The sequence below is a fragment of the Mesorhizobium sp. M0189 genome, from assembly GCF_040322135.1.
GTDB lineage: Bacteria > Pseudomonadota > Alphaproteobacteria > Rhizobiales > Rhizobiaceae > Mesorhizobium.
The window spans coordinates 145,973-169,226 of the sequence record NZ_JAMYSW010000005.1 but is presented as its reverse complement, the minus strand read 5'-3'; the positions used below and the strand labels follow the sequence as shown (position 1 = coordinate 169,226).

Below are 23,254 nucleotides of genomic sequence, written 5' to 3'. Positions count from 1 at the left end.
TTGTCGCATTTCGCCGGCTGGCAACTTTCAGTTAAGGCCGGACAACGTCCCTGCCGGCAACGCAGTTGGACCTCGACCGGCAAAACAAAACCCGCCTCGGCAAGCCGGGCGGGTCGTCGGTACGAATCAGCACCATACCCAAATTAGTAGCATAGCTGCCGGCACAAAGCAAGAACAAAATGTGGCGTTGCCGATGAAACTGCCGATTTCAACTATCGAGCGGGGCGATCGCCGCCGCCGCGACCGTGCGGCCGAGGCCGCCATGCAGATCGAGGCATCGTTCGAACCATTGCGCCACGACGTCGCTGTCGTCGAGCAGCCGGTAGGGCGTGGCGATGCGCGCCCATTGCAGCGCGCCGAAAACGATGTAGTCGGCAAATAGCGGCGACGGGCCGCCGATGAAGGGCTGATAGCCAAGCATCGAGCGGAGCGGCTCCAGCGAGGCCCGGAAGCTGGCGAGCCCAGCGTCGCGGGTGGTGTATACCGCCTCCAGGCGCTTGCCGAAGCGCTGCTCGCGGTTCTGCCGGAAATAGGCGGCGTTCGCCTCGTCCTGCATGGCGTGCAGGTCCAATATCGCAGCGGTGGTGACGTAGGGATGGATGGTCAGCTGCGACCAACGTTCGATGAAGCGCGCCGTCGCCTTGCCGCCGTCGCCGGAAAACAATGTCGGCCGCTCGGGATAGGCCTCCTCGAGATAGAGCGCGATAGCGAAGGAATCGGCGACCACCGTCTCGCCGTCGCGGATCACCGGAACGAGCTTCGAGACGCCGCCTTCCACCTTCGGCACTTCGAGAAAACGGGTCGGCACGCTGGTGATGTCGAGCCCTTTGTGGGCCAGCGCCATCGCCGCCTTCCAGCAATGTGGGCTGAATGGGCGGGCGGCGTCGCGTCCGACAAGGTCGTAGAGCAGAATGGTCATTGGCGGCAGCGTCCTTGCAGTCTAACTATGCCCGAAACAGACCCACGCGAAACAGGGTCTCGCAGGTCGAGAGAAGAATGAAACAGCATTTCAGGATGTTTGCGGCCTACAATCAATGGGCCAATGGCCGCATCTACGATGCCGCCGCCGATCTCGACGAGGAAGAGTTCGACCGCAATGTCGGCGTCTTCTTCGGCTCGATGATGGGAACGCTCAACCACCTCCTGGCAGCCGACCGTATCTGGATGAAACGCTTCACCGGCGAGGGCGACGCGCCGGCAAGGCTCGACACGATCCTGCACCGCGCCTTGCCAGGCTTGCGGCTGGCGCGCGAGGCCGAGGACAAACGGATCATCGACTGGGTTGCCGGCTTGAGCGACAAGGCGCTGTCGGGCCGCTTCTCCTACATGACCGTCTCGGATATGCGCACCGTCTCGCAGCGGCTGGCGCCGGCGCTCGACCACTTCTTCAACCACCAGACCCACCACCGCGGCCAGGCGCATGCGATCCTGACCGTTCTGGGCAAGCCAAGCCTCGGACTGGACCTGACGATGTTCCAGCGCAGCGAGGAGGGCAGGGCATTCGCCTGAACCTGGGGCGGCTGGTGAAGCGGATGGTCGATAGCGGACGACCTGCCGAGATTGCAAAAAGCGCCAAAACATTTTATGGAGCGCATGGTCGTGAGGGCGGCCGCTTCAGCAGCAACAGCGAGAATTGGCACGCATGCCCAATGAACCCTTGCGCCTTGTGGCGTTCTTCGCCGTGGTCCTGGCGCTTCTCAACTCCGGCTATTATTTCCACCAGGGCGACATTGTCGCGACCATCTATTTCATGATCGGCGCCATTCTTGTGACTGCGGTGACCCGGATGAGCATCAGAAGGCAGCTGATTTAGGATCTGCCGACCTAAAACCACCGACAACGGACCGCATCTCCGGCCGGCCATGATGACGAAGAGGTTGCGTCAGGCGGCGTAGCCGCCGAGGCCCCGGACGACCGGCTTGACCGAGACTGCCGGCTGGGCGGCCGGCCAGAGGATGCCGGCCGTCACGGCGAAGGTGATCAGGGCGTCGCGTGCCGCTTCGGCCGAGATCTCGCCGGCGCGTGCCGCCTCGCAGCCTTTACCGCGGCGCCATAGCTCAGCCGCCGGCGCGAAGGCGGGAACTCGGTCAGGAACTCGTGCATCTCGGAGAACGAAGCGATCGTCCGCTTGTAGCCGGCGCCAACGGTTAGGGCGACCGGTGTGGAAAACGTCCTGTCGTGCATTCTGGCCTCTCGAATGGGCGGAGGTCACGGCGGACGCCGTTCTCCGGTCTGGGGGTCGGGCAGAAACGCGGATCACGGCGCGAGGTTCCATGTTGCCGTGATTTGTTTTTTTCGCTCGCCCGGGTGAGCAGCGCGCCGAGGCGGGTGCCTATTTCCACATGCCGCGCATGCGGGCGCCGAGATCGACGCGCACCTGCGGCTGGCGGCGCGGATCGTCCCTTGCCTGGACGCTGGCCCACGCCACCTGCTCGAAGGCACCAAGGATCGGGCGCGGGATGAAGCGCGTGCGCGAGGCATAGACATGGCGGTCGCCGCGCGCCGCCTGGCCGTGGACGAAAAAACGCTGCGGCATCACCAAATGCAGGCTATCCTTGGCACGCGTCATGGCCACGTAGAGCAGCCGCCGCTCCTCGTCGACGTCCTCCTTGCTGCCGACCCCTAGGTCGATCGGGATGCAGCCGTCGACGGTGTTGAGCACGAAGACGTTCTTCCACTCCTGGCCCTTGGCCGAATGGATGGTCGACAGGATCAGATAATCCTCGTCGCGGTGCGGAGGTCCGGCTTCGTCGCTGGTCGCGTCCGGCGGATCGAGCGTTAGCTCGGTGAGGAAGCGCTCGCGCGATCCATAGCCGGAGGCGATCTGCTCGAGCTGCAGGAGATCGGCCCGGCGCGTCGTCGCATCCTCGTGGATGCGTTCCAGATGCGGCTCGTACCAGAGCCTGACCTGCTCGATGTCGGCCGGCCATTTCTTTGCGCCGGCGCGCAGGCCGCAATAGAGCGCGACAAAGCCCGGCCAGTCGTCGGCGGCCCGTTGCGGCGGCCGGTAGCGCGCAAGCCCCATCGTCTCGTCGAGCGACGTCGCCATGGTCTCGACGATCGCATTGGCGGCCGAAGGGCCGATGCCGGGCAGAAGTTGCAGCACGCGAAAGCCGGCGACGCGGTCGCGCGGGTTTTCGGCAAAGCGCAGCACGGCCAGCACGTCCTTGACGTGGGCGGCATCGAGGAATTTCAGCCCGCCGAATTTGACGAAGGGGATGTTGCGGCGCGTCAGTTCGATCTCCAGCGGGCCGCTATGGTGCGAGGCGCGAAACAGCACGGCCTGCGCTTTGAGAACGGTACCGGCCTCGCGCTCGGTGAGTATCGCCTGGCAGACATAGCTCGCCTGCTCGATCTCGTCGCGCACGCTCACCAGCTTCGGCTTTTCCGCCGATTTGCGCTCCGACCAGAGATTTTTGGTGAAACGTTCCGACGCTTCGCCGATCACCGCATTGGCCGCCGCCAGGATCGTCTCGGTCGAGCGGTAGTTGCGCTCCAGCATGACGACCTCGGCCGGCTGCGCGAACTGCTTGGGAAAATCCAGGATATTGCGCACTTCCGCGGCGCGGAATGAATAGATCGACTGCGCGTCGTCGCCGACCACCGTCACCCCCGATCCGTCGGGCTTGAGGGCCGTCAGGATCGAGGCCTGCAGCCGGTTGGTGTCCTGGTATTCATCGACCAGCACATGGTCGAAACGTGCACCCAGATGCGCGGCGATTTCCGGCTCGCCGGCCATCTGCGCCCAGTAGAGCAGCAGATCGTCGTAATCGAGCACGTTCTGCGCCTGCTTGGCCTCGACATATCTGGCGAATAATTGTTTCAGCTGTTCGGCCCAGCCGGCGCACCACGGGAACACCGAACCCAGCACCTCGCCGAGCGGCGCCTGTGCATTGACGGCACGCGAATAGATCGCAAGGCAGGTGCCCTTGGTCGGGAAGCGGGCTTCGGTCTTCGAAAACCCAAGCTCGTGGCGGGCGAGGTTCATCAGGTCGGCGGAATCCTCGCGGTCGTGGATGGTGAAGGCGGGATCGAGACCGATCTCCAGCGCATAATCACGCAGCAGCCTGGCGCCAATGCCGTGGAACGTGCCGGCCCAGCTCAGCGCATCGGTGATGACAGAAGCATCGCGGCCCAGCACCTCGCCGGCGATGCGCTCGACCCGCTTGGCCATTTCCGCCGCGGCACGGCGGGAAAATGTCATCAAGAGGATGCGGCGCGGATCGGCACCCCTAACGATCAGATGCGCGACCCGGTGCGCCAGCGTGTTGGTCTTGCCGGAGCCGGCGCCGGCAATCACCAGCAATGGTCCCGCGACCTTGCCATCGCCATGTTCGACGGCAAGCCGCTGCTCGGCGTTGAGCTTTGCCAGATAGGCCGGCTGGAAGGACGAATCACGGGCGGCGAGGTTCATCGCCCATCAAGCATCGTTTCTGCTTTGTTCGCAACGGTTTGTGGAGCCGGGATAGGGCTCGTGAACGAAGAAGCCTTGCGGGCAGGCCTGTTGACTAACGCCCGGGCTCGACGCCCATCCTTGCCGATTGCCGCCGCAGCGCCTCGCGATCGTCTTCTGGTGGCGGCAGCAGCAGCGGATCGAAATCGTCGGGCACCTCGTCGATCACTTTCTTGGCGACGCGATAGGCAACATAGACGATTGCCCCGGCGATAAGCAGACGGATCATGGCTTCCTCCATTGATTCTGGAGCAACCGGAGACGCGGCATTTTGTTCCCCGACTGCTCGGCGAATGCGGGAACGACACCGATCGCGCAACCAAATCGCCGACGCCTCGTTGTCGGGCGAGAGGAGACTGCGATGAAAAAGCGCTCAATCCTGCTGCTTGTGGCAGCGCTGACCGTTGCGGGTTGCGACAACAACATCCAGCCGACCAAGGCCCCTGGCGATACGGTCGAGCAGAATCCGCAGGTCGACAAGAATCCGGTGCCGAAGTCGACGACCGGCGGCGATCAGCCCGGCACGCCGCCGAAACAATGACCGCTTCAAATGGCGTCGGCGCCGGTCAAAAAAGGGTGGCCGGCGCCGCTTGGGAGGAAGCTGATGACGCCGGCCAGGCGGAGATCAGGCCCGCCGCACATCCAAGAATAGCCGAGTCTTTCCGCAGCGTCATGGTCCGATAGCGTACAAACGGCACGCCCTGTGGACAAACCTGCCGCCACGCCGGCGTTTGTTCATCACATGGTTTGTCTATCCCATGGAACAAACCCGGCTGCTGCGTGTTTGGGTGTCGATCGGACGCTCCCAAGGCCGCCGTTCACGAAAGAACCCGCTTTCCTTGTCCCCCCTCAGGATAGCGGGTTCTTTTTGCGTTTTGCGGGAAGTCGCGGTGCGCGGGGGTCGGCGTCACCTGCTTGCCGGTTTTCGCGCCTTATGCGGCGAACCGGGGCTCAAGCCCTTGCGAAGCATGGTTGTCCCGTGCAAAAGCGCGGCCATGCTGATCATCAACGACCTTTCGCTCCGCATGGCCGGACGCCTGCTTCTCGACCATGCCTCGCTGACCTTGCCGGCCGGCAGCAAGGCTGGCCTTGTCGGCCGCAACGGCACCGGCAAGACGACCTTGTTCAAGGCGATCACCGGCGACCTCGCCTCCGAGACCGGCTCGATCAGTCTGCCCAAGAACACACGCATCGGCCAGGTCGCTCAGGAAGCGCCGGGCACCGAGGAGCCGCTGATCGAGATCGTGCTCAAGGCCGACCTTGAACGGAGTGCGCTGCTCGAAGAGGAAAAGACGGCGACCGATCCGCACCGCATCGCCGATATCCATATGCGGCTGGCCGATATCGATGCGCACTCGGCCGAGTCACGCGCCGCCACCATTCTCGCCGGCCTCGGCTTCGACGACGCCGCACAACGGCGCCCGGCCTCGTCCTTCTCCGGCGGCTGGCGCATGCGCGTCGCGCTGGCCGCGGTGCTGTTTGCCGAGCCCGATCTGCTGCTGCTCGACGAGCCGACCAATTATCTCGATCTCGAAGGCACGCTGTGGCTGGAAAACTACGTGTCGAAATACCCGCACACTGTGCTGCTGATTTCGCACGACCGCGACCTGCTCAACCGAGCCGTCAATTCGATCGTCCATCTCGACCAGAAGAAGCTGACGTTCTGGCGCGGCGGCTACGATCAGTTCGAGCGCCAATATACCGAGCAGCGCGAATTGCAGGAGAAGGGCCGCGTGAAGCAGGAAGCCGCGCGCAAGCACATGGAATCCTTCGTCGAGCGCTTCCGCGCCAAGGCGTCGAAGGCGAGGCAGGCGCAGTCGCGCATCAAGGCGCTGGAGAAGATGAAGCCGATCGCCGCGATTGTGAACGACACGGTTCGGCCGTTCTCCTTTCCGGCGCCGGTGAAGACGGTGGCCTCGCCGATCATCGCGCTGAACAACGTCAATGTCGGCTATACCGAGGGTGCGCCGATCCTGAAGAAGATGACGCTGCGCGTCGATGCCGACGACCGCATCGCGCTGCTCGGCGCCAACGGCAACGGCAAGTCGACCTTCGCCAAGCTGTTGGCCGGCCGGCTGAAGCCGGAGACCGGCGGCATGACCGTGGCGCCCGGGCTGAAGGTGGCAATCTTCGCCCAGCACCAGCTCGACGACCTCAGGCCCGACGAAAACGCCTATGAGCATGTCCGCCGGCTGATGCCGGACGCGCCGGAATCCAAGGTGCGCGGCCGCGTCGCGCAGTTCGGCCTGACCACCGAAAAGATGAACACCGCCGCCAAAGACCTGTCCGGCGGCGAAAAGGCGCGGCTCCTGATGGGCCTGTCGGCCTTCGAGGGGCCGAACCTGTTCATCCTCGACGAGCCGACCAACCATCTCGACATCGACAGCCGTGAATCGCTGATCCATGCGCTGAACGATTTTCCCGGCGCCGTCATCCTGATCTCGCACGACCGCCATCTGCTCGAAGCGACCGCCGACCGGCTGTGGCTGGTCAAGGAGGGCGCGGTTAACCCGTATGACGGCGACCTCGAGGACTACAAGACGCTGGTCACCGGCGTCTCCGGCGACCGCCGCGGCAAGCGCGAGGCGGACAAAGCCTCGAAGGCCGACCGCCGCCGCGATGCAGCCGCGCGCCGCGCCGCTTTCGAGCCGCTGGCCAAGGAAATCCGCGCCACCGAAGCGCTGATGGACCGCCTCCGCAAGCGCATCGACCTGATCGAGGACGAACTCGCCAATCCGGCCGTCTACGAAAAGGACCCCTCGACCGCGACAAGGCTGGCCAAGGAACGCTCACAACTCGCGCAACAGCTGGCCGGCCACGAGGAGAAATGGCTGTCGATGTCGGCGGAGTACGAGGAAGGCACGGCGGAGTAGGACGATGTCGGCAAAACTGTGGATCGAAGCTGCCAAGGTTTTGGCCGTCAATTCCGGAGCTGTCGTAAAATGTCCTGAGTGTGGAGACGGCAATCTGCTGGTCATCGACGCCGGAGCCGGATCATCGCATGTCGAGCGCCACATACATTGCCCGAAATGCGGTGCCTACAACGCCTTGTTCAAGCGCATTGATGGCGTGTAACTGGCCCTACACGCCGCTATCACAACCGGCTAGTTTGCTCCCATGAATCAGCACGCCAAGCTCAAAATCGGCCATTCGGCCTGTCCGCATGATTGTCCCTCAACCTGCGCGCTCGAGGTCGAGTTGCTTGACGCCAGGCGTATCGGCCGCGTCCATGGCGCCAAGGGCAACAGCTACACGGCCGGCGTCATCTGCGCCAAGGTCGCCCGCTACGCCGACCGCGTCCATCATCCCGACCGCCTGCTGAAACCGCTGATCCGGGCGGGCGCCAAGGGCGAGGGCGCCTGGAAGGAAGCGAGCTGGGAGGCCGCACTCGACCTTGTCGCCGAAAAGTTCATCGCGGCGGAGGCAAAATTCGGCTCGGAGACGGTCTGGCCCTATTACTATGCCGGCACGATGGGTCTGGTGCAGCGCGACGGCATCGAGCGGCTCAGGCATGCCAAGAAATACTCCGGCTTCTTCGGTTCGATCTGCACCAATCTGGCCTGGACCGGCTGGATGATGGGGGCAGGCGCACTGCGCGGCCCCGATCCGCGCGAGATGGGCAAATCCGACTGCGTGGTGATCTGGGGCACCAACGCCGTGGTCACGCAGGTCAACGTCATGACCCACGCCATCAAGGCGCGCAAGGAACGCGCAGCCAAGATCGTCGTCATCGATGTTTACGAGAACGCGACGATGAAGCAGGCCGATCTCGGCCTAGTGCTGAAGCCCGGCACCGACGGCGCGCTGGCCTGCGCGGTGATGCACGTGCTGTTCCGTGACGGCATGGCCGACCGCGCTTATTTGGAAAAATACACCGACGACCCGCATGGTCTGGAAGCGCATCTTCAAACGAGGACGCCGCAATGGGCCGCTGATATCACCGGGCTTTCTGTCGACGAAATCGAGACCTTCGCCCGTCTCGTCGGCACGACGAACAAGACCTACTTCCGCCTCGGCTACGGGTTTTCGCGCCAGCGCAACGGTTCGGTCAACATGCACGCCGCAGCCTCGATCGCCGCGGTCGCCGGCTGCTGGCAATATGAAGGCGGCGGCGCCTTCCATACCAATTCGGGCATCTTCAAGCTCAATCAGGAACTGCTCGAAGGCACGCGGATGCGCGACCCCGCGATCCGTCATCTCGACCATTCGCGCATCGGCCCGGTGCTGACCGGGGCTGAGGATGCGCTCTATGGCGGCCCGCCGGTGACGGCGCTGCTGATCCAGAACACCAATCCGGTCAATGTCGCGCCGGAGCAGCGGCTGGTGAAGCAGGGTTTTTTGCGCGACGATCTGTTCTCCTGCGTGCACGAGCAGTTCATGACCGACACCGCCAAGCTCGCCGATGTGGTGCTGCCGGCGACGATGTTTCTCGAGCATGACGACGTCTACAAGGGCGGCGGCAACCAGCACATCACGCTCGGGCCGAAGCTGATCGACCCGCCGGAAGGTCCGCGCACCAACCATTTCGTCATCGAGGAACTCGGCAAAAGACTCGGTGTCGCCGATCGCCCGGGCTTCGGCATGACCGAGCAGCAGCATATCGACGTCATTCTGGGCAAGCGCGGGCTGGGCAGCTTTTCGAGCCTGAAAGAGCAGAAATGGGTCGATTTGCAGCCGGATTTCGATGCCGCGCATTACCTCGACGGCTTCGGCCATGCCGACAAGAAGTTTCATTTTCGCGCCGACTGGACGGGCCAGGCGTCGCCCAATCGGCCACCGAAAAGCATGGGCCTGTTCGGGCCGGTGGCGAGCCTGCCGGAATTCCCCGACCATGTCGATCTGATCGAGGTGGCGGACGAGGCGCACCCGTTCCGGCTGACCACCTCGCCGGCGCGCAATTTCCTCAATTCGACCTTCACCGAAACGCCGGTGTCGCAGGCAAAAGAGCGCCGGCCGGAGCTGCTCTTGCATCCCGATGATGCGGCGGCACTCGGCGTCGCCGACGGCGGCCGCATCGAAGTCGGCAACCAGCGTGGCGAGGTGGTGCTGCACGCAAAACTGTTCGACGGCATCAAGCGCGGCGTGGTCGTCGCCGAAGGCATCTGGCCGAACAGCGCCCATGAGCGCGGCGAGGGCATCAACGTGCTGACCGGCGCCGATGCGCCGGCGCCCTATGGCGGCGCCGCCTTCCACGACAACAAGGTCTGGCTGCGCCCGGCGGATTGAGCGTCGGAACGATATCTCCATCCGGCCGTTTTCGCATGGCGGGTGGAGGCATGGTCATGGCAGAAGCGTTGGCGGCGCCGGACCCCATCGGGCGAACGCTTTCGTCCGGCGAACTCGTAACCACGATGTCCCACTTCCATCGCGCCGAGATTGCGCGCATGGCTGGGTGGCGCGACCGCCTGGACCGGACGAGCAATTGGGCGATAACGGTTGTCGCGGCGATGCTGTCCGTCTCGCTTTCGACAGCCAGCGCTCACCATGGCGTGCTGCTGTTTGCCATGCTGCTTGTTCTGCTGCTGCTGTGGATCGAGGCGCGGCGATACCGCTTCTTCGACTTCTATCGGGCTCGCGTGCGCCAGTTCGAACGGCACTATTTCGCACAGGTATTCTCACCGCAGCCGGATTTTGCGTCCGATTGGCTGTTGATCGTCGGCGAGAGCCTGCGCGCACCAAAATTCCTGATTTCGCAACGCGTGGCTTTGGCGCGCCGCCTGCGTCGGAATTACATCTACATGCTGCTGATCCTGCTGCTGGCCTGGATCCTCAAACTGTCGACCCCCAGCCTCTTAAACGAAGGCGTCCGCATCGGCTTCGTCGGGTCGATGCGTGAGGCCGTCGCCAGTGCTGCGCTGGGTCCAGTTCCTGGTGGCGCCATCGTCGTGCTGGTCGCCGTCCTCTATGCCGGCCTGCTGATGGCAGCCTACCTGACGGAGAGCGACGACGGCGAACTCTCCTTCGGTGACGTCCACGTCTAGCAATGCCCTGTCTAGCAACGCAACGGCCTGTCGCGCGTTGTGGGGCAGGTGCATTGGGCGATGGGGGTTTCATGGCTTGGCAGGCTCCGACACGTTCCAGCCTGGCGCTGTTGGTTTGTGCATTCGTCCCCGCAGGAGCGGCCCGGGCGGCGGAGACGCTTGTTGCCGGAACCAAGGCTTCGGGAATGGGCGGTTCGGGCGAAGGCGCTTTCGTTGCCGAGATCGTCCTGCTGCTGCTTGTCGGGCGCGGCCTGGGCGAAGTGCTGCAGCGCTATGGCCAGCCGGCAATCATGGGCCAACTGATCGGCGGCATCCTGCTCGGTCCTTCGCTGTTCGGCTGGCTATGGCCATCGGCTCAGCACCTGATCTTTCCCAGCGATCCTGCGCGAAAGGGCATGATCGACGCCGTCTCACAGCTCGGCATCCTGATGCTGCTTTTGCTGACCGGCATGGAGACGGACCTGCGGCTGGTGCGCCGGGTTGGCGCGGCCTGTTTTTCCATTTCGGCGACCGGCGTCGTGGTGCCCTTCATCTGCGGTTTCGCGCTGGCGCAGTTCCTGCCGGGCGCATTGCTGTCTGACGCCACGCAACGTACCGTCGCCGGGCTGTTCCTGGGCACCGCGCTGTCGATCTCGTCGGTCAAGATCGTCGCCATGGTGGTGCGCGAGATGAACTTCATGCGCCGCAACCTCGGACAGGTGATTATTTCCTCGGCGATCATCGAGGACACGATCGGCTGGCTTATCATCGCCGTAACCTTCGGCATCGCCACCAATGGCAGGCTGCAGTTCGCGCCGCTGGTGACCACCATCGCCGCGGTGGCACTATTCATGGTGTTCTCCTTCACCATTGGCCGCCGTCTTGTCTTCACCTTGATCCGCTGGACCAACGATCAATTCCACAGCGAGTTCGCGGTGATCACCATGATCCTCATCATCATGGGCGTGATGGCGCTGATCACCAATATGATAGGCGTGCATACGGTGCTGGGTGCGTTCGTCGCCGGTATCCTTGTCGGGGAATCGCCCATCCTCTCCAGCCATATCGAAGGCCAGCTGCGCGGCGTCATCACCGCGCTGTTCATGCCGATCTTCTTCGGCATGGCGGGGCTTTCCGCCGATCTCACAGTGCTTGCCGATCCGACGCTTGCCATGCTGACGGGCGCTCTGGTGGTTATCGCCAGCATCGGCAAGTTTGGCGGCGCGTTCATCGGCGCCAGGCTCGCCGCCATGTCGTTCAAGGAAGCAATCGCCGTCGGCAGCGCCATGAACGCGCGCGGCTCGACCGAGGTGATCGTCGCCAGCATCGGCCTGTCGATGAACATCCTGTCGCACAATCTCTTCACCATGATCGTCACCATGGCCGTGATCACCACGCTGGCCATGCCGCCGATGCTGCGCTGGGCGCTCGGCCGGCTGCCAGTTGGGCACGACGAGCAGCAGCGTGTCGAGCGCGAGGCGTTGGACGAATACGGCTTCATTTCCAGGCTGGAGCGGCTGCTGGTGCTGGTCGACGACAGCAGGATTGGCAAGTTCACTGCCCATCTCGCCGGACTGGTCGGCGGAGGCAGCGGCATGCCCACTACCTTGCTTCGCCTGCCCACCACCTTGCTTCAGCCGAAAGACGGCCGAATTGACAGGCCGAGCGACGACAAGGCGATCACTAGGGAGGCGGCCAAAGGCGCGGCGATCGTCGTGATGGGTGTCACCCAACGTCCGGGTGAGGACCTGTTCTTCGGCGAAACCGCCGGCGCTGTTTTAGCCGCCTGCAACTGCCCCGTGGTGCTTCTGGCCAGCGCGCGGCCCAAGCATGACACCGCTGGCGCTGAGCTGGCAGCGTGATTTTTACTGGGCATTGATCGGTCGGCAGGCATGTCGATCGAGGCTCTGAAGTGCAGATCAGTCAAGCGAAAGAAAGAAGTCAAACCGAACGGTTCGGTTCTGTTGACAGAGCATACAGGAGGGGGTGAACGCCGGCTCAAGAATGCTCGCGCCGCAAATCCCGCTTTTCGGCATAACCAATTGAAAATAAACAAGCACATTGTGGCGAAAGGAGCCGCATGCCGGATTTCAAGCGGCCAATTTGGCGCACCGGCACAAAATTTTCGTGATTGGAAACGACAGGTGTGCCGACCCATCTCGGGGTGGTCCGAGCGACGCGAATTCCTCCCAAGGCACGCCACTTGACGGACAGAACAGAGAAATACCGGAGTACCTGAAATGACCAAGATCGCTCTTACCGCCGCCGCCATCCTCGTTGCCACCGGCACCGCTTTTGCGGGCAGCGACCATTATGGCTCGGACAACGTCAACCAGCCGGCCGCTCCTGCTGCCAACGTTGACAACACGTTCACCGGCTCGATCCGCAAGCCGGTTACTTCCGAGCATACCGGTGCCAAGACGACTTCCGAGTCGGTGGCGCCTGAATCCGGCCCAGGCATCTGGGGGCGCTGATTATCACAGCCCCGGAACACAAAGAGCGGCGGGCTCGGCCCGCTACTCTTGCTTTCGCGTATCAGCCGGGACGAGCGCTGGATCGAATCCTGCGCCAATCGAATACTTTGAATTGCAGGTTTCATCTGTAGCCACAATCTCGGTTGCTGAAATCGTCCAGCAACGTGCACGTCGGAAAAAGCCGATGCGTATTCGTCGGCGCGGGCAGCGCTCTCATCTCGAATGCGTCGAAAGCAACGACAACTCACGAATGACCAGCACACTGGAGTACCCGAAATGACCAAGATTGCTCTTACCATCGCCGCTATCGTCCTCACCGCCACGGGCAGCGCCTTTGCCGGCAGCGACCACTATGGTTCGGACGGTGCCAACCAGCCGGCCGCGCCTGTTGGCAATGCGCCTGTCGGCGCTATCGACAGCGGGTTTACCGGTTCCATCCGCAAGCCGCTGGCGGCTGAGCACAACGCCGTCGACACCGGGGCGACGACCCGATTCGGCACGGATCAGCCCGTAGTGCCCCAATCTGGCCGGGGCAACTGGGGCCGCTAGTTCCTCAAACCCCGGGAGCACAAAGAACGGCGGGCTTGGCCCGCCGCTCTTGTTTGTGCGAAGCTCGGTCGGTCGAGGGATCGGCGGTTTTTCCCCCGGCCTGTTGGTAAATCCCTAACGCAGATCCTTCGGCCAAATGCAGTGCGTCAGTCGGGCGCTGCCGAAGGTGAGACCGGCCCAATCGCCATCGACGTCGAACCGAGCCAGGGCCGCGGTCGGGAATTTTTCCGCCAGCTTTTTCAGCGCCGCTTCATCCGATCCAGCCCCGGCAAGCCCGCGCGCGAACTCCTCCAACCCGGGATTGTGGCCAAGCACCAGCAGCGTTCCGGTCTCCGCCTTTACTTGCCGCACCTTGGCGAGGATGTCCGCCGCCGCTGCCTCGTAGAGCGCCTGGGCAAATTTGGCCTGCACCTTCGCCGGCAATTCCGCCGAAACCAGCCGCCATGTGTCGCGGGTGCGCAGCGCCGGCGACACCAGCGCCAGCTCCGGCAGCCAGCCGCGCCGGGTCAGTTCGCGCCCGACCAGCGGCGCTGCTTTCCGCCCGCGCCCGGACAGCGGCCGGTCGAAATCGATGAGGCCAGGATCGTCCCAGCTCGACTTAGCGTGACGCAGGAGCAGCAATTGCATCATGGTTTCAAAATAAGGCCGAAACATCGCGTGCGCCATGCACGACGCGGACAATCTCGACGCATTGTTCGGCCAGTCAATAAAGCACGAGATAATTTGCCGTCAACGATCCGGATGTCAGCCATTCCGCTGGTTTTTGATGGCGTTGCCGAACCTGCTGCGGGCTTTTTGTTTTATATCCTCGATGTCGAACGGGGCGGACGGACCACTCTCCAGCCCCTCCGCCCAGGCTTTCCGTAATCGCTCCGCTTCGGCTATGCGCAAGGGCTGGCCAAGCCCGCATTCGGGTAGCACCTCGCTGACTTTTTCGACGGTCGCCATCAAGCTGTCTCCTATGACTTACCTGTGCTGTCGGCGACGTCGCATCGTCTATGAGCTGCCCTTCCGGGCGCGCACGAAAATGAACGCCGGGAGGCGGCAAAGTCGATCATATCCCTTTGGGTCCTTCAGTCTCAGTTCCTCACTTGGCGTCGGCTCGCACATCCGCTCAATGACAAATCCAGCATCCGCAAGAGGGTCAGTCAGATCGCGTAGCGGCCTTCGATAGTAGCGCATTCTGCCCGAGCCATCCCCATTCCTCCTCGATCAGTTCGGCATTCAAATATCCAGGATCGAGAATGCTGACTTGATCGTGAACTGGGTGATGCGTCGAAAATACCAGCGTGCCAGTTGGTCGAAGCAGCCGCGCATATTCAGAAAAAACGGCTGGTAGGTCCGCTAGGTAATGGAGGACGAGCGAAGATAGCACGAGGTCAAAAGTCTCGTCGCCGAGGATACCTTGCAGATTGCTCACGTCGCCCTGGATCACGCGGGCGCGACCTGCGACGCGCTTTTGCGCGAGAGCAACCATTGCGGCGCTACGGTCGACAGCAACCACGCGAGCACCGTGGCACATCAGCCAATCGGCGTACCAGCCGTGACCGCAACCGGCATCAAGAACATCGATATTGTCGACCGGTGGCAGGAGATGCAAGGTCGTCGGGCGCTCGTAGAGAGCATTCCAGGGCCGCTCATCGATCATCGCCGAGTAACGCCCGGCGATGGTGTCATAGTCTGTCGTTTCGGGCACGGACGTCATACCTCGTTATACCCGAAATCAATATCACTGGCGTCTGCCTTTGGCACATCGCGTCCTTGCGCTGTGCTGCCGAAAATCTGGCCGCTATCGAGACACAGCAGGCTTTCGCAGCCCACCGCACGGCTAATTTGTGGGGTTCACGACCCAGCCGATTGAAAAGCAATCACGGCGTTATCCGCGCCAGGTGCTCAAGATCGGTCTCTTCACGCAGCGGGTCGGGCGCGATCACCACCGACGTGGCGTTGTCGGCATCGTCGGCGAAGCGCGAAAACACCGTGCGGCCGCCTTCCATCCGCGCCTTGCCTTCGGCGACCAGGCCCAGCGCCAGCGGATAGAGCTGGTGCTCGGCCTTGAGCACGCGCGCGGCCAGCGTGTCCTCATTGTCGCCGACCATCACCGGCACTGCGGCCTGGGCGATGATCGGCCCGTCATCCATGTCGAGCGTGACGAAATGCACTGTGCAGCCATGGATGCGCATGCCTGCGCGGATGGCTCGCGCGTGCGTATCCAGCCCCTTGAAGGCAGGCAGCAGGGCAGGGTGGATATTGACCATCCGGCCCTGCCACTTCTCGACGAAACGCGCGCCGAGGATGCGCATATAGCCGGCCAGCGCGACGATTTCGGCGCCGAACGACAAGAGGGCCGCATCGATCGCCCCGTCATGCGCTTCCTTGCTGGCATAGTCGGAGCGCGAAATCACCTTAGTGGCGATGCCGCGAGCCGCGGCGATGCCGAGGCCGGCGGCATTGGCGCGATCGGAGATGACGCCGACGATCTCGGCCGGATAGGCCGGGCTGCCGGCGGCCGCGATCAGCGCCGTCATGTTGGAGCCGCGCCCCGAAATAAGCACTACGGTGCGTTTTCTGGTCATAGGCCGATCGAGCCCCGATAGATGACGCCGGCATCGCGGCGCGGCACGATCTGGCCGATCGGCGTCACCGTCTCGCCGGCCTCCTGCAGAACGGCGGCGACCTGCGCCGCCTGGCCGGAGGCGACGACCAGGATCATGCCGATGCCGCAATTGAAGGTGCGCATCATCTCTTCCGGCGCGACGCCGCCGGTCTTGGCCAGCCACGAAAACACCGGCGGCACTTCGATGGCGCCAAGATCGAGCTCGGCCGAAAAATCCTTGGGCAGAACGCGCGGGATGTTTTCTGGAAAGCCGCCGCCGGTGATATGGGCCAGCGCCTTTATGCCATGCGTGTTGCGGATCGCCTTGAGGATCGACTTGACGTAGATGCGCGTCGGCTCGAGCAGCGCCTCGGCCAGTGTCGCCTCGTCATTGAACGGCGCCGGATCGCCCCAGCCAAGGCCGCTTACCGCGACGATGCGGCGGACCAGCGAAAAGCCGTTCGAATGCAGGCCCGACGAGGCAAGGCCGAGCAGCACGTCGCCCTCGACGATGTCGTCGGTCGGCAGCAGCTGGCCGCGTTCGGCGGCACCGACGGCAAAGCCGGCAAGGTCGTAGTCCTTGTCGTGATACATGCCCGGCATTTCCGCCGTCTCGCCGCCGATCAGCGCGCAACCGGCCTGCCGGCAGCCGGCGGCAATGCCGCCGACGATCGAAGCACCCTGGTCGGGATCGAGCTTGCCGGTGGCGAAATAGTCGAGGAAGAACAGCGGTTCGGCGCCCTGCACGACGATGTCGTTGACGCACATGGCGACGAGGTCGATGCCGATCGTATCGTGCTTGCCGGCGTCGATGGCGATCTTCAGCTTGGTGCCGACGCCGTCATTGGCGGCGACCAGCACCGGATCGGTGAAGCCGGCGGCCTTTAGGTCGAACAGGCCGCCGAAGCCGCCGATCTCGCCATCGGCGCCCGGCCGGCGGGTCGCGCGCACCAGCGGCTTGATCTTCTCGACCATGAGATTGCCGGCATCGATGTCGACGCCCGCTTCGGCATAGGTGAGCCCGTTCTTGCGCTTGCTCATTTCCGGCGCCTGCTCATCTGTTGCGCTTGCCTGTCGCTGGTTTCATTCGCTTGCGGGCTCTTCGCATGAACGGCCGCACCTCGCAAGGATGACGGCGGGATCAGACGGTCTTGGCTCGACAAAAGAGTGGACACTGCCGCCCTTATGGACGCCCCTCTCGTTCCGCCAGAACCATGTCGACGCGGTCGAGTTGTGCCTTGGCGTAGCCGCTCAGCGCTATTCCGCTATTGTTCGTTCGAATCCAGTGCACAGCCTGCCTCACCCGCTCGTAGTGCCCAAGTTCGATTTCGCAGGCAATCAGCGCGAGGATCCGAACTGCGAAGGGCTGTGTGAATTCGTAAGGTTTGTCGAGCAGCTCGCTATGTCCGGCGACGTAACTGGCGAGGTCCGGATTCTGAGCCCTGATCCGTCGCGCCAGCTCGACATATTTCCCCAGCAACCTATCTATGCTCATCTGGTCAAGGTTCTCGAAGTAACGAGCATAAGCTTTCAGCTCATTGTTAAATATCGTTTCGGGATGAAACTGCGACAGTCCGGGCCAGATCCATTTTTTGCCGTACAGCCTTTCAAGCAACGGCCTGACGGTAAGAAAGTCCAGGTAAACGAGCATGTTCACATGAACATCGCCAGAGCTTGCAGTAAAGGCTTCTTCGAGAATCAGGCTGATATCGTCGCTCCGGTCGACTTCGAAGACGCCTTTCCGGATGCGGCGAAAGCCATGTCCCATCATGAACGTATCGAGATACTTACGCGCTTCGCCAACGGCCAAAGACAAGGTTCCACTCCCTCTTTGTTGCGCCATGGTGCCTTGATGGTTGCCGAAGAGTCCAGCCACTGCGCCGCTTGTTCCAAAATAGCTTCGCGGCCAGTGCGCTCTCGACAAACCCGTGCACGGCCCAACTTTTGTCGCTTCTCACTTGCCGTGACCCTCCATCTCCATCATGTATCGACAAACAAGAGCGACGGGATAATGCGTTTGACCATCCCCAACATGATCACGATCATGCGCTTCGTGCTGGTGCCGGCCGTGGTGCTGGCCATGCTGCAGGAACGCTGGGACTGGGCCTTTGCCGGCTTCCTCATTGCCGGCATTTCCGACGGCGTCGACGGCTTCATCGCCCGCCATTTCAATCAGTTTTCCAGGCTCGGCGCCTATCTCGACCCGATGGCCGACAAGCTGCTGCTGGTCTCCGTCTTCGTGGTCATGGGCATCAGCGGCGAGTTGCCGCTATGGCTGGTCATCACCATGGTGTCGCGCGACGCGCTGATCGTCTGCGCCGTGCTTTTGTCCACCGTCATGGCGCATCCGGTTGAGATGAAGCCGCTCCTGGTGTCGAAGGCCAACACCGCGATCCAGATCGTGCTGGCGGCAGTGGTGTTGGGCGAACTCGCCTTTGACATCCGTCTCGATCCGCTGAGGCCGGCCCTCATATTGCTGTCCGGGGTCTTGACCGTGGCTTCGGCCGCGGCCTATCTCGTGGCTTGGCTGAGGCATATGAGCGGCTATGGCGAAGGCTCCACACCCGGCACCTGAACGCGGGGCACCTGAACACCAGGCACCCGACGAACGGTCGATCGACGCCGAGGCCGAAGCCGCGGCAGCGGAGGCTGCGGCATCGGCGTCGTTTCGGCGCCAGATCCGCTTCTGGCTGGTCAGCGCCATCATCCTCGCCGTCTTCCTCTATGTCTTCAGCGGCATCCTTCTGCCCTTCGTCGCCGGCATGGTGCTCGCCTATTTCCTCGACCCTGTCGCTGACCGGCTGGAGCGGCTCGGCCTGTCCAGGCTGATGGCGACGGTGGTCATCCTCATCGCCTTTATCGTCGTCCTGGTGCTGGCCGTCGTCATCCTGGTTCCGGTGCTCGCCTCGCAGATGGCTGATTTCGCCAGCAAGCTGCCGGACTATCTGACCCGGCTGCAGAGCCTGATCACCAGTTTCGACCCGAAATGGCTGGAAGAGAAATTCGGCGTCGACGCCAATGGCCTGCGCGAAGGGCTGAACTCGCTGCTGACCTCCGGCTTCGGTCTCCTGACTACGGTCTTCACCTCGATCTGGAGCTCCGGCGTGGCGCTGGTCTCGGTTGTCAGCCTGTTCGTGGTGACGCCGGTCGTCGCCTTCTACATGCTGCTCGACTGGGACCGCATGGTGGCAATCGTCGACGGCTGGGTGCCGCGCGACTATGTCAAGACGGTCCGGGCGATCGCCAGGGACATCAACACCGCGACCGCCGGCTTCGTGCGCGGCCAGGGTACGCTCTGCCTGGTGCTCGGCGCCATGTATGCCACCGGCCTGACGCTGACGGGCCTGAATTTCGGCATCCTCATCGGCCTGTTCGCCGGGCTGATCTCGTTCATCCCCTATGTCGGCTCGCTGACCGGGCTGGTGCTGGCTGTCGGCGTTGCCTTCGTCCAGTTCTGGCCGGACTGGACCATGATCGCGGCAGTGGCAGGCGTGTTCTTCGTCGGCCAGTTCATCGAGGGCAACATCCTGCAGCCGCGGTTAGTCGGCAAAAGCGTCGGCCTGCATCCGGTATGGCTGATGTTTGCGCTGTTTGCCTTCGGCGCGCTGTTCGGCTTCGTCGGCCTGCTGATCGCCGTTCCGGCTTCCGCCGCCGTTGCCGTTCTGGTGCGTTTCGCCATCGCGCGCTATCTCGAATCGCCGCTCTACAAGGGCCATGCCGACGAGCCGGTGCCGCCGCTGCCGGTTCGGCGCCGCGGGGGCGCGCGCGGTTGAGCCAGATGCCGGACAACAAGATCGATCCGCCGCGCCAATTGCCGCTCGATCTAGGCCACGGCACCGGCTATTCGCGTGACGAGCTCGTCGTCTCCGCCACCAACAGCCAGGCCGCGGCGCTTGTCGACCGCTGGCCGGACTGGCCGTCGCCGGTTGTCGTGCTGGCTGGGCCGGCCGGCTCGGGAAAAACCCATCTGGCCTCGATCTGGCGGACCCGCGCCGACGCGGTGAAAGTGGAGGCCGCCCGCATCGGCGACTGTATCGAAAATCTCGGCGCGCATCCGGCCCTGATCGACGATGTCGACGCCGGCCCGGTCGACGAGCACGGCCTGTTCCACCTGATCAATGCGGTGCGCGGCGCCGGCTCGACCTTACTGTTGACGGCGCGCCGCTTTCCCTCCGCCTGGGGCGTCAGGCTGCCCGACCTGGCGTCGCGGCTCAAGGCGGCGGCTACCGTCGAGATCCACGAGCCCGACGATCTCTTGCTGGCCGGCGTCATCACAAAACTGTTCGCCGACCGCCAGGTCGAGGTCGAGCCGCATGTCGTGCAATACCTGGTGCGCCGCATCGAACGCTCGCTGGCCACCGCCATGCGGGTGGTCGAACGGCTCGACCGCACCGCGCTCGAGCGCAAGACGCCGATAACGCGAGCGCTCGCAGCCGAGACGGTCAGCGCCATGGATGAAGGGCAGGGCGAGTTCGAGATATAGCGGGATGATCTCGTTTGGCGGGTGTGCTAATCAAGTCGATCTTTTTGACAGTAGGTATTGGAATGAGCCCGATCGTCAGACGAATCGCACTGATATGGCTTGTCTCATCGCTGTTCTGGTCGGCGATCGTGGTCCAAGAGATCTTCGATTACGCGGACTTGATGCTCAGGACCTACGGCGAGGAGCCTGCTCATAGCACCTGGCTCAGGCAAGCCTTTTCGGAGTTTTGGCCAGCTATTCCCTGGGGCTCGGCCGTGATCCTGGTCGTGGAAGTCGGAGGCGCATTGCTGCTAATTTCAGGAATTCGACTGATCCGGCACATCAGGCAAAAAGCCTCGGCGTGAACATCAGGGAGCTCATTCCCGTCTGTGTCCCATTTCGAGAAGAAAGACTGGCATCTGTCTTGCAACAAAGAGCTTGCCGGCTGATCCCGGTCCTGATTGCGTATCAATCAGGTAAGTAGGCTCGCCGGGAGATGGGGTGGTTGGGGTTCTCTTCCCGGCGAGCTTGCCTTTGGCAGCATCGAATCGATAGCGCCATTGCGCGGCGGCCGGGCCTCAGCTCTCTCCACCCACAATCACAGCTCATTCCACGCCAAAGCGCCGGCGATAATCGCCGGGCACCAGGCCGGTTATCCTGGCGAATACCTTGCGGAAGGAGCCGGGATCGTCATAGCCGACCTCCCAGGCGATCTGGTCGATCGATCGTATCGTGGTTTCCAGCATCTCGCGCGCCTTGCCGACCCGCAGGTGCTGACAATATTCGGTCGGCCTGAGGCCAGTGGCGTTTCGGAAGCGTCGCAGAAAGGTCCGCTCCTCCAGCCCCGCATGCTCGGCCATGGCGCCGAGCGTCACGTCGCGCGCGCCGTTCGCCTGCAGCCAATGCTGCACCTTGAGGATCGCTTCGTCGTCATGGGTCAATCGCGGCGCAAACGGGCTGTAAAAACGTTGCTCGCGGCCCGGCGGATCGACCAGCATGAAACGCGCCGTGTCCATCATGACGGTTGACCCGAGCACCCTGTCCACGAGCTTGAGGCCGAGGTCGGTCCAGGCCATGTAGCCGCCCGCGGTGATGATGTCGCCATCGTCGATGACCAGCCTGTCGGCGTCGAGCAAGATGTCTGGAAAGCGTAGCGCCAGCGCGTCGCGATAGGCCCAGTGCGTTGTCGCGGCGCGACCGGACAACAGGCCGGTCTCGGCAAGCACGAAGGCGCCGGCACAGACCGAACCGAGCGTCGCGCCTGCCGCATGACGGTCCCTGAGCCAGCCGGCATAGGGCGCGGCCGCCTCGCGAGGGATCGGCTGCAGCAGGGTCGGCGGCAGGATGACCATGGCCGGTTCATTGTCGGCGCCGGGGTCGCTGTCGAAGGTGCGGATTACGGTATTGCCCGCGTCCAATTGCCAATGGCTGACGCGAAGCCTCGCCGCCTCCGGCGACCGCTCGACAGCCAGCCGGTTTGCCAGCATGAAAAGATCGGTCAGGCCGAGCACGGCTGCTTCCTGCACGCCGGGATACAAGACAAGGCCGATTTCGATCAGATCACGCGCAGCCGTCATTTGTCAGTTTTGCCACGTTGAATGTCCGTTTTGCCAATGCTCACCCTGACCGCACTGTTATAATTTGTCCAGCTGAAGGGGCTAAAAGCTTCCCTGTTACCTCCCAGCTTTCCATCAAGGAGTAGGACGATGAGCACATTCACCACCCATGACGGCACCGAGATTTTCTATAAGGATTGGGGCAAGGGCCAGCCGATCGTGTTCCATCACGGCTGGCCGCTGAGCTCAGACGACTGGGACAACCAGATGCTGTTCTTCGTCGAAAAGGGCTACCGCGTCATCGCCCATGACCGCCGCGGCCACGGCCGCTCGTCGCAGACCGCGACCGGCAATGAGATGGACACCTACGCCGCCGATGTTGCGGCGCTCGCGGCGCATCTCGATCTCAGGGATGCGATCCACATCGGCCACTCGACCGGTGGCGGCGAGGTGGCGCGTTACGTCGCGCTTTATGGCGGCGGAGGCCGTGTTGCCAAGGCGGTGCTGATCGGCGCCGTGCCGCCGATTATGGTCAAGACCGACAGCAACCCCGGCGGCTTGCCGATCGAAGTCTTCGACGGCTTTCGCGCGGCTCTGGCCGCTAATCGCGCCCAGTTCTACAGGGATGTGCCGGCCGGCCCGTTCTATGGCTTCAACCGCGACGGCGCCAAGATCTCGCAAGGCGCCGTCGACAATTGGTGGCGCCAGGGCATGATGGGCGGAGCCAAGGCCCATTACGACTGCATCAAGGCATTCTCGGAGACCGATTTCACCGACGATCTCAAAAAGATCGAGGTTCCCGTCCTGATCATGCATGGCGACGACGACCAGATCGTGCCGATCGCCGATTCCGCGCTGCTTGCGGCCAAGCTGGTGAAGCACGGCACGCTCAAGATCTACAAGGGCCTGCCGCACGGCATGTGCACCACCCATCCGGAGATCATCAATCCGGATCTGCTGGCCTTCATCCAGGGCTGACATCTTCCATATCGGACGGGCAGCGCAGGCTCGTGCTGTCCGTCCGTTGCCTGAGCATGATACGGCGACGGATCACGCTCGAGCGTGATCAGCTTGCGCTGCCGACGAGATTTGCTTGATGAATGGTCGGAGTGGAGAGATTCGAACTCCCGACCCTCTGGTCCCAAACCAGATGCGCTACCAGGCTGCGCTACACTCCGAACGGTCTGTTGCCTATTGATTTCGG

At 63.2% G+C, this 23,254-nt stretch carries 25 protein-coding genes, 1 tRNA gene and 1 pseudogene; 15 read left to right on the top strand and 12 right to left on the bottom strand.

Features of this window, described 5'->3' with window-relative positions; translation table 11 throughout:
• Positions 1–208 precede the first annotated feature (208 nt).
• On the bottom strand, positions 209–919 hold the full coding sequence (locus NKJ09_RS11800; protein ID WP_352495583.1) for a glutathione S-transferase family protein: 711 nt from the start codon (positions 917–919) through the stop codon (positions 209–211).
• A gap of 77 nt (positions 920–996) precedes the next feature.
• On the opposite strand from NKJ09_RS11800, the gene NKJ09_RS11795 reads away from it, so the two are divergent.
• Both NKJ09_RS11795 and NKJ09_RS11790 read left to right on the top strand, forming a co-directional pair.
• Complete coding sequence (locus NKJ09_RS11795; RefSeq protein WP_352495582.1) at positions 997–1,509, top strand: DinB family protein; 513 nt, start codon at positions 997–999, stop codon at positions 1,507–1,509.
• 133 nt (positions 1,510–1,642) lie between these two features.
• Positions 1,643–1,813, top strand: coding sequence for a hypothetical protein (locus tag NKJ09_RS11790; protein WP_023677663.1), 171 nt, complete (start codon positions 1,643–1,645; stop codon positions 1,811–1,813).
• 69 nt (positions 1,814–1,882) lie between these two features.
• Here NKJ09_RS11790 and NKJ09_RS11785 read toward each other — a convergent pair whose 3' ends face one another.
• The 3 genes from NKJ09_RS11785 to NKJ09_RS11775 form a co-directional block, all read right to left on the bottom strand.
• Entirely contained in the window at positions 1,883–2,212 is a 330-nt protein-coding gene (locus tag NKJ09_RS11785; RefSeq protein WP_352495581.1) for a hypothetical protein, read from the bottom strand.
• A 120-nt stretch (positions 2,213–2,332) separates the two neighbouring features.
• The gene (locus NKJ09_RS11780) at positions 2,333–4,414 is read right to left on the bottom strand and encodes an ATP-dependent helicase (RefSeq protein WP_352495580.1); all 2,082 of its coding nucleotides are present in this window, start codon (positions 4,412–4,414) and stop codon (positions 2,333–2,335) included.
• A 94-nt stretch (positions 4,415–4,508) separates the two neighbouring features.
• Positions 4,509–4,682 carry a hypothetical protein gene (locus NKJ09_RS11775; RefSeq protein WP_023719776.1) on the bottom strand — a complete coding sequence of 58 codons (174 nt, stop codon included), beginning with the start codon at positions 4,680–4,682 and terminating at the stop codon, positions 4,509–4,511.
• Between the two features lie 132 nt (positions 4,683–4,814).
• On the opposite strand from NKJ09_RS11775, the gene NKJ09_RS11770 reads away from it, so the two are divergent.
• The 8 genes and pseudogenes from NKJ09_RS11770 (at position 4,815) to NKJ09_RS11735 (ending at position 13,436) form a co-directional block, all read left to right on the top strand.
• Positions 4,815–4,994: a membrane lipoprotein lipid attachment site-containing protein gene (locus tag NKJ09_RS11770; RefSeq protein ID WP_023719775.1), complete on the top strand. Its 180-nt coding sequence runs from the start codon at positions 4,815–4,817 to the stop codon at positions 4,992–4,994.
• A gap of 454 nt (positions 4,995–5,448) precedes the next feature.
• A complete protein-coding gene (locus tag NKJ09_RS11765) occupies positions 5,449–7,326 on the top strand; it encodes an ABC-F family ATP-binding cassette domain-containing protein (protein WP_352495579.1) in 1,878 nt (625 codons plus the stop codon).
• A gap of 4 nt (positions 7,327–7,330) precedes the next feature.
• Positions 7,331–7,528, top strand: a complete 198-nt coding sequence (locus NKJ09_RS11760) for a hypothetical protein (protein WP_023719772.1) — start codon at positions 7,331–7,333, stop codon at positions 7,526–7,528.
• A 42-nt stretch (positions 7,529–7,570) separates the two neighbouring features.
• Positions 7,571–9,679 carry a molybdopterin-containing oxidoreductase family protein gene (locus NKJ09_RS11755; RefSeq protein WP_352495578.1) on the top strand — a complete coding sequence of 703 codons (2,109 nt, stop codon included), beginning with the start codon at positions 7,571–7,573 and terminating at the stop codon, positions 9,677–9,679.
• 56 nt (positions 9,680–9,735) lie between these two features.
• Positions 9,736–10,434 carry a DUF2270 domain-containing protein gene (locus NKJ09_RS11750; RefSeq protein ID WP_023719770.1) on the top strand — a complete coding sequence of 233 codons (699 nt, stop codon included), beginning with the start codon at positions 9,736–9,738 and terminating at the stop codon, positions 10,432–10,434.
• A 185-nt stretch (positions 10,435–10,619) separates the two neighbouring features.
• Positions 10,620–12,032 (top strand): annotated as a pseudogene (locus NKJ09_RS11745) (cation:proton antiporter); the annotation flags it as partial.
• Between the two features lie 621 nt (positions 12,033–12,653).
• Positions 12,654–12,887 (top strand): DUF680 domain-containing protein, encoded by a 234-nt coding sequence (locus NKJ09_RS11740; RefSeq protein WP_023719768.1) that lies wholly within the window; start codon positions 12,654–12,656, stop codon positions 12,885–12,887.
• A gap of 276 nt (positions 12,888–13,163) precedes the next feature.
• Positions 13,164–13,436 (top strand): DUF680 domain-containing protein, encoded by a 273-nt coding sequence (locus tag NKJ09_RS11735; protein ID WP_023719767.1) that lies wholly within the window; start codon positions 13,164–13,166, stop codon positions 13,434–13,436.
• Between the two features lie 114 nt (positions 13,437–13,550).
• Here the strand turns inward: NKJ09_RS11735 and NKJ09_RS11730 are convergent, their stop codons facing one another.
• The 6 genes from NKJ09_RS11730 to NKJ09_RS11705 form a co-directional block, all read right to left on the bottom strand.
• A complete protein-coding gene (locus NKJ09_RS11730) occupies positions 13,551–14,066 on the bottom strand; it encodes a SixA phosphatase family protein (RefSeq protein WP_023719766.1) in 516 nt (171 codons plus the stop codon).
• A gap of 114 nt (positions 14,067–14,180) precedes the next feature.
• Entirely contained in the window at positions 14,181–14,384 is a 204-nt protein-coding gene (locus NKJ09_RS11725) for a hypothetical protein (RefSeq protein ID WP_352495577.1), read from the bottom strand.
• A 196-nt stretch (positions 14,385–14,580) separates the two neighbouring features.
• Positions 14,581–15,132 carry a class I SAM-dependent methyltransferase gene (locus NKJ09_RS11720; RefSeq protein WP_352495576.1) on the bottom strand — a complete coding sequence of 184 codons (552 nt, stop codon included), beginning with the start codon at positions 15,130–15,132 and terminating at the stop codon, positions 14,581–14,583.
• Positions 15,133–15,304: 172 nt separating this feature from the next.
• Complete coding sequence (gene purN / locus NKJ09_RS11715) at positions 15,305–16,012, bottom strand: phosphoribosylglycinamide formyltransferase (RefSeq protein WP_023719764.1); 708 nt, start codon at positions 16,010–16,012, stop codon at positions 15,305–15,307.
• On the bottom strand, positions 16,009–17,073 hold the full coding sequence (gene purM / locus NKJ09_RS11710) for a phosphoribosylformylglycinamidine cyclo-ligase (RefSeq protein WP_352472623.1): 1,065 nt from the start codon (positions 17,071–17,073) through the stop codon (positions 16,009–16,011). Before purM ends, purN begins: the two co-directional genes overlap by 4 nt.
• Before the next feature lie 142 nt (positions 17,074–17,215).
• Positions 17,216–17,908, bottom strand: coding sequence for a hypothetical protein (locus NKJ09_RS11705; protein ID WP_352495575.1), 693 nt, complete (start codon positions 17,906–17,908; stop codon positions 17,216–17,218).
• A 141-nt stretch (positions 17,909–18,049) separates the two neighbouring features.
• On the opposite strand from NKJ09_RS11705, the gene NKJ09_RS11700 reads away from it, so the two are divergent.
• From NKJ09_RS11700 to NKJ09_RS11685, 4 genes are all read left to right on the top strand, one after another.
• On the top strand, positions 18,050–18,607 hold the full coding sequence (locus NKJ09_RS11700; RefSeq protein WP_023719760.1) for a CDP-alcohol phosphatidyltransferase family protein: 558 nt from the start codon (positions 18,050–18,052) through the stop codon (positions 18,605–18,607).
• Positions 18,579–19,805 (top strand): AI-2E family transporter, encoded by a 1,227-nt coding sequence (locus NKJ09_RS11695; RefSeq protein ID WP_352481773.1) that lies wholly within the window; start codon positions 18,579–18,581, stop codon positions 19,803–19,805. Before NKJ09_RS11700 ends, NKJ09_RS11695 begins: the two co-directional genes overlap by 29 nt.
• Positions 19,806–19,810: 5 nt before the next feature.
• Positions 19,811–20,515 (top strand): DnaA regulatory inactivator HdaA, encoded by a 705-nt coding sequence (gene hdaA, locus NKJ09_RS11690; RefSeq protein ID WP_023719758.1) that lies wholly within the window; start codon positions 19,811–19,813, stop codon positions 20,513–20,515.
• A gap of 62 nt (positions 20,516–20,577) precedes the next feature.
• Positions 20,578–20,859, top strand: coding sequence for a hypothetical protein (locus NKJ09_RS11685; protein ID WP_352495574.1), 282 nt, complete (start codon positions 20,578–20,580; stop codon positions 20,857–20,859).
• Positions 20,860–21,099: 240 nt separating this feature from the next.
• Here NKJ09_RS11685 and NKJ09_RS11680 read toward each other — a convergent pair whose 3' ends face one another.
• Positions 21,100–22,071, bottom strand: coding sequence for a GlxA family transcriptional regulator (locus tag NKJ09_RS11680; RefSeq protein ID WP_352495573.1), 972 nt, complete (start codon positions 22,069–22,071; stop codon positions 21,100–21,102).
• A 129-nt stretch (positions 22,072–22,200) separates the two neighbouring features.
• Between NKJ09_RS11680 and NKJ09_RS11675 the strand changes: the two genes are divergently transcribed.
• Positions 22,201–23,028, top strand: a complete 828-nt coding sequence (locus NKJ09_RS11675; RefSeq protein WP_352495572.1) for an alpha/beta fold hydrolase — start codon at positions 22,201–22,203, stop codon at positions 23,026–23,028.
• 123 nt (positions 23,029–23,151) lie between these two features.
• On the opposite strand, the gene NKJ09_RS11670 is transcribed toward NKJ09_RS11675, so the two are convergent.
• A tRNA-Pro gene (locus tag NKJ09_RS11670) sits at positions 23,152–23,228 on the bottom strand.
• Between the last annotated feature and the right edge of the window lie 26 nt (positions 23,229–23,254).

Coding starts and splice junctions, on each gene's coding strand:
- NKJ09_RS11770 (WP_023719775.1), top strand. CDS start 4,815: ATGAAAAAGCGCTCAATCCTGCTGCTTGTGGCAGCGCTGACCGTTGCG.
- purN (WP_023719764.1), bottom strand. CDS start 16,012: ATGACCAGAAAACGCACCGTAGTGCTTATTTCGGGGCGCGGCTCCAAC.
- NKJ09_RS11725 (WP_352495577.1), bottom strand. CDS start 14,384: ATGGCGACCGTCGAAAAAGTCAGCGAGGTGCTACCCGAATGCGGGCTT.
- NKJ09_RS11775 (WP_023719776.1), bottom strand. CDS start 4,682: ATGATCCGTCTGCTTATCGCCGGGGCAATCGTCTATGTTGCCTATCGC.
- NKJ09_RS11795 (WP_352495582.1), top strand. CDS start 997: ATGAAACAGCATTTCAGGATGTTTGCGGCCTACAATCAATGGGCCAAT.
- NKJ09_RS11675 (WP_352495572.1), top strand. CDS start 22,201: ATGAGCACATTCACCACCCATGACGGCACCGAGATTTTCTATAAGGAT.
- NKJ09_RS11735 (WP_023719767.1), top strand. CDS start 13,164: ATGACCAAGATTGCTCTTACCATCGCCGCTATCGTCCTCACCGCCACG.
- NKJ09_RS11780 (WP_352495580.1), bottom strand. CDS start 4,414: ATGAACCTCGCCGCCCGTGATTCGTCCTTCCAGCCGGCCTATCTGGCA.
- NKJ09_RS11740 (WP_023719768.1), top strand. CDS start 12,654: ATGACCAAGATCGCTCTTACCGCCGCCGCCATCCTCGTTGCCACCGGC.
- NKJ09_RS11765 (WP_352495579.1), top strand. CDS start 5,449: ATGCTGATCATCAACGACCTTTCGCTCCGCATGGCCGGACGCCTGCTT.
- purM (WP_352472623.1), bottom strand. CDS start 17,073: ATGAGCAAGCGCAAGAACGGGCTCACCTATGCCGAAGCGGGCGTCGAC.
- NKJ09_RS11680 (WP_352495573.1), bottom strand. CDS start 22,071: ATGACGGCTGCGCGTGATCTGATCGAAATCGGCCTTGTCTTGTATCCC.
- NKJ09_RS11760 (WP_023719772.1), top strand. CDS start 7,331: ATGTCGGCAAAACTGTGGATCGAAGCTGCCAAGGTTTTGGCCGTCAAT.
- NKJ09_RS11750 (WP_023719770.1), top strand. CDS start 9,736: ATGGCAGAAGCGTTGGCGGCGCCGGACCCCATCGGGCGAACGCTTTCG.
- hdaA (WP_023719758.1), top strand. CDS start 19,811: ATGCCGGACAACAAGATCGATCCGCCGCGCCAATTGCCGCTCGATCTA.
- NKJ09_RS11730 (WP_023719766.1), bottom strand. CDS start 14,066: ATGATGCAATTGCTGCTCCTGCGTCACGCTAAGTCGAGCTGGGACGAT.
- NKJ09_RS11755 (WP_352495578.1), top strand. CDS start 7,571: ATGAATCAGCACGCCAAGCTCAAAATCGGCCATTCGGCCTGTCCGCAT.
- NKJ09_RS11790 (WP_023677663.1), top strand. CDS start 1,643: ATGCCCAATGAACCCTTGCGCCTTGTGGCGTTCTTCGCCGTGGTCCTG.
- NKJ09_RS11800 (WP_352495583.1), bottom strand. CDS start 919: ATGACCATTCTGCTCTACGACCTTGTCGGACGCGACGCCGCCCGCCCA.
- NKJ09_RS11695 (WP_352481773.1), top strand. CDS start 18,579: ATGGCGAAGGCTCCACACCCGGCACCTGAACGCGGGGCACCTGAACAC.
- NKJ09_RS11685 (WP_352495574.1), top strand. CDS start 20,578: ATGAGCCCGATCGTCAGACGAATCGCACTGATATGGCTTGTCTCATCG.